At 72.9% G+C, this 5,364-nt stretch carries 5 protein-coding genes; 4 read left to right on the top strand and 1 reads right to left on the bottom strand.

Translation table 11 applies throughout. The annotated features are described in order from the left end of the window. Positions 1-648: PucR family transcriptional regulator ligand-binding domain-containing protein (locus tag ACWF94_RS32410; protein WP_453496686.1), on the bottom strand; the 648-nt coding region annotated here is incomplete at its 3' end. A 270-nt stretch (positions 649-918) separates the two neighbouring features. On the opposite strand from ACWF94_RS32410, the gene ACWF94_RS32405 reads away from it, so the two are divergent. The 4 genes from ACWF94_RS32405 to ACWF94_RS32390 form a co-directional block, all read left to right on the top strand. Then, the gene (locus tag ACWF94_RS32405) at positions 919-1,806 is read left to right on the top strand and encodes an FAD binding domain-containing protein (RefSeq protein ID WP_453496683.1); all 888 of its coding nucleotides are present in this window, start codon (positions 919-921) and stop codon (positions 1,804-1,806) included. Further along, positions 1,797-2,507, top strand: a complete 711-nt coding sequence (locus ACWF94_RS32400; RefSeq protein WP_453496680.1) for a (2Fe-2S)-binding protein — start codon at positions 1,797-1,799, stop codon at positions 2,505-2,507. Before ACWF94_RS32405 ends, ACWF94_RS32400 begins: the two co-directional genes overlap by 10 nt. Beyond that, positions 2,507-4,891 carry a xanthine dehydrogenase subunit D gene (pucD, locus tag ACWF94_RS32395; RefSeq protein ID WP_453496678.1) on the top strand — a complete coding sequence of 795 codons (2,385 nt, stop codon included), beginning with the start codon at positions 2,507-2,509 and terminating at the stop codon, positions 4,889-4,891. The genes ACWF94_RS32400 and pucD overlap by 1 nt, the downstream gene beginning before the upstream one ends. A 107-nt stretch (positions 4,892-4,998) precedes the next feature. After that, positions 4,999-5,364 (top strand): XdhC family protein (locus ACWF94_RS32390; RefSeq protein ID WP_453496675.1); only part of this gene is annotated, 366 nt, incomplete at its 3' end.

The raw sequence follows: 5,364 nt of genomic DNA, 5'->3' as shown, positions 1-5,364 counted from the left end.
GAGGGAGTGCACCGTCCCGCCCGCCGTCACCCGGTACGGCGGGCGCCGGCCGGCCCTGCTCGCCGCCAGATGTCCAGCGGCCAGCGCGGCGGTCACGGCGGCGGACGGCGGGTCGTCCGCGCCCGCGATCCGGCGGCCGGTGGGGGAGAGCACCCAGGCACGCAGATCGAGGTCGGAGCAGAGGAGATCGAGGACCGCGTCCGGGCCGCCGCCCGCCGGACCCGAGGTCATCAGCCAGCGGTGCCGGTCCACCACGGCGGCCAGATCACCGGCCCGCTCGCCGGACACCCGGCGTACGACGTACTCGGTGATCGTCGCGAACGCAACGGACTCGTTGACCGCGAACAGCGGCAGCCGATGGCGAGAACACGCCGCTACGAGATCATCCGGAATGTCCCCCAGCTCCGCCTCGCCGGCCGCCAGCGCGGCGACCCGCGCGGCAGCCAGCAGCCGTACGAACGGCTCGGAGTCCGCGGCCGAGCGACGCCACGCCAGACCCGTCAGTACCAGCTCGCCGCCCGAGAGATAGCGGCTGGGGTCGCGCAGATCCGTCGTCATCACCCCGCGCACGGCGCGGTCAAGCTCATCCCCGCCACCGAGCAGCCGCAGCCCCAGCGCGTCGTTCTCCAGCAGTGCGCGCAGCCGCATCTCGTCGCCGCCGATCTGTCTCGTTGTTGCCGGTGGCACGTGACCGGGCGTTCCATGGTTCCCGGGGGAGAACAGTGACGTACCGCCCCCGCCCTTCGTTGGAATCTACAAGACATCGGAGGCGACCAGCCAACCCCTTCATGGTTTCGGTGACTGCACCGGGCGCAGTGCCCGCTTGTGTACTGGTGCCATGCCGTGTGCACAGCGACCGCCCCGGTCGGCCGGTGCGCACCCCGAGAGCCGACGCGATTCCCGAGAAGAGAGCCACTCATGGACTTCCTTCGCCCCGCCGACTGGGACGAGGCACTCGCAGCCAAGGCCGAGCACCCCACCGCCGTGCCCATCGCGGGCGGCACCGATGTGATGGTCGAGATCAACTTCGACCACCGCCGGCCCGACTTCCTCATGGATCTCAACCGCATCGGTGAACTGGGCGAGTGGGAGGTCGGCCCGGACACCGTCCGGCTCGGCGCGTCGGTCCCGTACACCCGCATCATGGAGGAGCTGCGCACCGAACTGCCGGGTCTCGCCCTCGCCTCGCACACGGTGGCATCGCCGCAGATCCGCAACCGAGGCTGTGTCGGCGGCAACCTCGGCACCGCGTCCCCGGCCGGTGACGCGCACCCGGCGCTGCTCGCGGCGGGCGCCGAGGTGGAGGTCGCGTCCGTGCGGGGCAGCCGCCGCATCCCCATCGACGCCTTCTTCACGGGGGTGAAGCGCAACGCCCTGGCCGCCGACGAGCTGATCAGAGCCGTCCACATCGCCAGAGCCGACGGGCCGCAGCAGTTCTCCAAGGTCGGCACCCGCAACGCGATGGTGATCGCGGTCTGTGCCTTCGGCATCGCCCTGCACCCCGGCAGCCGCACGGTCCGCACCGGCATCGGCTCCGCCGCCCCGACCCCCGTCCGGGCGACGACCGCCGAGCAGTTCCTCACCGCCGCGCTGGACGAGGGCGGCTACTGGGACAGCGGGCGGGCCGTCCCGCCGTCGGTCGCCCGGCAGTTCGCGCAGCTGGCGTCCGGCGACTGCAACCCCATCGACGATGTCCGCGGCACCGCGGGCTACCGGAGGCACGCCGTCGGGATCATGGCGCGCCGGACCCTGACCTGGACCTGGGACGCCTACCGGGGCCGTGAGAGGAGCGCACAGTGCGGGTGAACCTCACCGTCAACGGCCGCCCACAGCAGGCCGACGACGTCTGGGAGGGCGAGAGCCTGCTCTACGTCCTGCGGGAGCGCCTGGGGCTCCCGGGCTCCAAGAACGCGTGCGAGCAGGGCGAGTGCGGCTCCTGCACCGTCCGTCTCGACGGGGTCCCCGTCTGCTCCTGTCTCGTCGCGGCGGGACAGGCCGAGGGCCGGGACATCGTGACCGTCGAGGGCCTCGCCGAGTACGCCCGGCGACGGGCGGGCGGGTGCGCCGACGGCTCGTGCGGCACCCCGCTCGCCGACGCCCGCGGGTGGACCCCGGACGGCGGCCCGGGTACGCCGGTGGGCACCGGCACCGGCACCGGCACCGGCGCGGGCAGCCAGGCAGGAGCAGGCACCGGCACTCCGCCCGGTACCGCCACCCCGGACAGCGACGGGCTCCGGCCCGGCCCGCGCGGGAGCGACGCGTACACCGGAGAGGATGCCCCGCTCTCTCCCGTCCAGCAGGCGTTCATCGACGCCGGGGCCGTCCAGTGCGGCTTCTGCACCCCCGGACTGCTGGTCGCGGCCGACGAACTGCTGGAGCGCAACGCCCAGCCGTCCGACGCCGACATCCGGGAGGCGCTGTCCGGAAACCTCTGCCGCTGCACCGGCTACGAGAAGATCCTCGACGCCGTCCGCCTCGCCGCCGCCCGCCAGGAGGAAGCGCTCTGATGCCCACCACCGGCACCCCGTCCGGCCTCACCCAGGGAACCACCGCCAGGGGCGGCATCGGCGAGTCCACCCTCCGCCCCGACGGCACACTCAAGGTCACCGGGGAGTTCGCGTACGGCTCCGACATGTGGCACGAGGACATGCTCTGGGGCCATACGCTGCGCTCCACCGTCGCCCACGCCGAGATCCGGTCCATCGACATCACCGAGGCGCTCGCCGTCCCCGGCGTCCGCGCGGTCCTCACCCACGACGACCTGCCCGCCGAGGAGAAGAACTACGGTCTGGAGATCCGGGACACCCCGGCACTCGCCCACCGCAAGGTCCGCCACCACGGCGAGCCGGTCGCCCTCGTCGCCGCCGACCACCCGGAGACCGCGCGCCGCGCCGCCGCGAAGATCCGGATCGACTACGCCGAACTGCCGCTGATCACCGACGAGGCGTCCGCCACCGCCCCCGGCGCCGTCCTGGTCCATGAGCACCGCACCGACGAGTACGCGGCCCGGGTCCCCCATCCGAACATCGTGCACCGTCAGCCGATCATCCGCGGCGACGCCGCCGCCGCTGCCTCGCGCGCCGATGTGATCGTCCGCGGCGAGTACGTCTTCGGCATGCAGGACCAGGCTTTCCTCGGGCCCGAGTCCGGACTCGCCATCCCCTGCGACGACGGCGGGGTGGAGCTGTACGTGGCGACGCAGTGGCTGCACGCCGACCGCCGCCAGATCGCCCCCGTCCTCGGCCTGCCCGAGGACAAGGTTCGGATGACGCTCTCCGGCGTGGGCGGCGCGTTCGGCGGCCGGGAGGATCTCTCCATGCAGATCCACGCCTGTCTGCTCGCCCTGCGCACCGGCAGGCCGGTCAAGATGGTCTACAACAGGTTCGAGTCGTTCTTCGGCCATGTCCACCGCCACCCGGCGAAGCTGTTCTACGAGCACGGCGCCACCCGCGACGGCAGGCTCACCCATCTGAAGTGCCGGATCGTCCTCGACGGCGGCGCGTACGCCTCCACCTCCCCGGCCGTCACCGGCAACGCCGCCTCCCTGGGCGCCGGGCCCTACGCCGTCGACAACGTCGACATCGAGGTCGTCGCGCTCTACACCAACAACCCGCCCTGCGGCGCGATGCGCGGCTTCGGCGCGGTCCAGGCGTGTTTCGCCTACGAGGCCCAGATGGACCGGGTCGCGGCCGAACTGGGCCTGGACCCGGTGGAGTTCAGGCAGCGCAACGCCATGGAACAGGGCACGGTCATGCCCACGGGACAGCCGGTCGACTCCCCGGCCCCCGTCGCCGAACTGCTGCGCCGGGTCAAGGCCCGTCCGCTGCCGCCCGAGCGCCAGTGGGAGACCGCCGGAGGCGAAGCGGACATCCGGGCGCTGCCGGGCGGACTGTCCAACACCACCCACGGCGAAGGCGTCGTGCGGGGCGTCGGCTACGCGGTCGGCATCAAGAACGTCGGCTTCTCCGAGGGCTTCGACGACTACTCCACGGCCCGGGTGCGGATGGCGGCCGTCGGCGGGGAGCCGGTGGTGACCGTGCACACCGCGATGGCCGAGGTCGGCCAGGGCGGGGTCACCGTCCACGCCCAGATCGCCCGGACCGAACTGGGCGTCACCCAGGTCACCATCCAGCCGGCCGACACCCGCGTCGGCTCCGCCGGCTCCACCTCCGCCTCCCGCCAGACCTATGTCACCGGCGGTGCGATCAGAGCGGCCTGCCAGGCGGTGCGCGAGCAGGTCCTGGAGCGGGGCCGCCGCGCCTTCGGCTCGTACCACCCCGCCTGGGCCACCGCCGAACTGCTCCTGGAGGACGGCAAGGTGGTCACGGACGGCGGTGAGGTCCTCGCCGTACTGGCCGATGTCCTGGGGGACGAGGTCATCGAGGCCGAGCGGGAGTGGCGGCACCGGCCCACCGAGCCCTTCGACCCGGTCACCGGCCAGGGCAACGGCCATGTCCAGTACTCATTCGCCGCCCACCGCGCGGTGGTGGAGGTCGACACCGAACTGGGTCTGGTCAAGGTGGTCGAACTGGCCTGTGCCCAGGACGTCGGCAAGGCGCTCAACCCGCTGTCCGTCGTCGGCCAGATCCAGGGCGGCACCACCCAGGGACTCGGCATGGCGGTCATGGAGGAGATCGTGATCGACCCGGCGACCGCGAAGGTGCGCAACCCGTCCTTCACGGACTATCTGATCCCCACCATCCTCGACACCCCGGCCATCCCCGTCGAGGTGCTCGAACTCGCCGACGAGCACGCCCCCTACGGGCTCCGGGGCGTCGGCGAGGCGCCCACCCTGTCGTCCACCCCTGCGGTCCTCGCGGCCATCCGCGACGCGACCGGGCTTGAGCTGAACAGAACACCGGTACGCCCCGAACACCTCACCGGCACCTGAGCCGGTCCGCCCCGAACACCTCACCGGCACCTGAGTCCGCCCGATCCATCACCGACGCCCCGGCAGCCGCCTCGACCCGGCCCCGTACACCCGTGAGGAGACCGACAGTGCTGGACATCGCCGAGGAACTGCACCGGTGGGTCGGGCAGGGCCGCGCCTTCGCCGTCGCCACCGTGGTCGCCGTCGACGGCAGCGCCCCGAGACAGCCGGGCGCCGCACTGGCGGTGGACGGCGAGGGCCGGGCGATCGGCTCGGTCTCCGGCGGCTGTGTGGAGGCCGCGGTGTACGAACTGTGCCGGGACGCCCTGCGGGACGGCAGGACCGTACGGCGGCGCTTCGGCCCCGGCGACGACGATCTCACCGGCCTCGGGGAAGCGGAGGACACCTTCGCCGGGGGGCTGACCTGTGGTGGCAGCATCGACATCCTGGTGACCCCGGTCCGCACGACGGACGCGGCCACTGCCGCCGCACCG

The organism is Streptomyces sp. NPDC055078, from assembly GCF_053607985.1.
This window is presented reverse-complemented; position numbering and strand designations above follow the sequence as displayed.